Annotated in this window: 2 protein-coding genes; both read right to left on the reverse strand. The window is 40.2% G+C overall.

Annotated elements, in window-relative coordinates; all coding sequences use genetic code 11:
- A partial coding sequence (locus H5202_RS22025; protein WP_182773915.1) for an efflux RND transporter permease subunit occupies positions 1 to 1,073 on the reverse strand: 1,073 nt, incomplete at its 3' end.
- 5 nt (positions 1,074 to 1,078) lie between these two features.
- Positions 1,079 to 1,579, reverse strand: coding sequence for an efflux RND transporter periplasmic adaptor subunit (locus H5202_RS22030; RefSeq protein WP_182773916.1), 501 nt, complete (start codon positions 1,577 to 1,579; stop codon positions 1,079 to 1,081).
- Positions 1,580 to 1,687 lie beyond the last annotated feature (108 nt).

The following is a 1,687-nucleotide window of genomic DNA, read 5'->3' on the forward strand; positions in this document are numbered from 1 at the left end:
AATCGAACTCGCAAGAACAAGGCCAGCATGATGAACACTAATATCGCACCACTCTTCATGCTGTCGAGCATCAGCTCTAACCGGCCATCCCAGTAGTAAGTCATGTCTACCCAAGGTTCCAGTTTTACACCTTGTGGTAATATTTTTTGCTGTTTATCGACAAAGGTATTAATCGTATCCGCAACATCGGTAATACTTTGGTTTTTACCCGCGCCAATGAAAAAGGTAACTGAATTTTTACCATTAAATTTAGAGTATTGAATGCCTTCTTCAAAGCCATCATTTACAGTGGCAATATCACCTAATAAAATCTTGGTGCCATCATCTAATGTCAGTAAAGGCAACTCTTCAAACTCGTAACCCACGTAGGCTTGATTCTGGACGCGTAAATTGATGTAACCATTTTCTGCCTTAATTTGGCCAGCAGACATGTTGCGTGAATAGCCTCGAACGGCCTCTGCAACATCGTTAAAGGTTATCCCAAATTCACGTAAACGGTCTTTACTGACTTCAATGCCAATCTCATAACTTAAACCGCTATAATATTCGCTAATATTGACACCAGGCAACTGCATGATTTCATCATTAATACGTTCGCCTAAATCTTTGAGCTGCTTTTGGTTTAAGTCACCATAAAGACTTAAATACATGACTTCTTGTCGAAATTTAATACGTTCAACTTTTGGCGGTTCCATACCGCCAGGAAAGGTTGAGATGGAATCAATTTCAGACTTAACCTCTTCAAGTACGACTTGTGGATCATATGAGTCTTCAACCTGAAAATATCCCTGCGCCATATTACGATTTGAATAGGTAATAACCCTTTTTAATCCTTGAACACTTTCTAAGGCTTGTTCAATTTTAATGGTAATGCCTTCTTCCACTTCTTGTGGTGCAGTACCTGGGTAAACCGCGCTAAATTGAATCCAGTTAACTTCAACGGCAGGGAAGAACTGTTTACGGATCGTATTGGCGGTCAACAGACCACCTAATAGAATAATGATCATCAATAAGTTCGCTGCCACGCTATTACGGGCAAACCAGGCGATAATTCCTTTGTTAGTATCGTCCATGATGTTTATTCACCTTCCATCGCAAGTTCAGTTTTGTCTGTTTCTTCAGACTCATCTTGTAAGGCTTTGTCTTCCGGTAGAGCCAATTTCATGCCTTCTAATGGGTAATCAAGAGCTGAGGTGATAACTTGCATTCCTGATTCAAGCCCTTCAGAAATCACCACGTTTGAACCTTCTTGGCGAATGATTTTCACAGGTTTATAACGCAAGGTTTTGTCGCTATCCATCACAGCAACTAAACCATTCACAATCAGATGACGCGGAATAATGGCCACATTACCGGCATTACTGCCTTCTACATAGGCAGTAACATAGGTGCCGAAGCGTAATTCATTTTTATCACTATTTAGCCCGTATGGGTCATCAATTTCGGCAACGAGATAGGTCATCCGGCTTTTACTGTCTACCACGCCTTCACTACGAACAATTTTTCCTATCCACTCTTTTTTGCTTCCGGCAAAGTTACCTACTAATCCCACTTCTGCATGATTCCCTTTTTTATCCAAATATTTCCTTTCTTTAACTGCTAATGGTTTTCGGACTTCATCTTGTTCAATATTTTAAATTTGACCTATCTTACTTCCTTTGGTCACGTATTCCTCTAAACCCATTTC

The sequence above is a fragment of the Shewanella sp. SG41-4 genome, from assembly GCF_014164505.1.
Classification (GTDB): Bacteria; Pseudomonadota; Gammaproteobacteria; order Enterobacterales; family Shewanellaceae; genus Shewanella.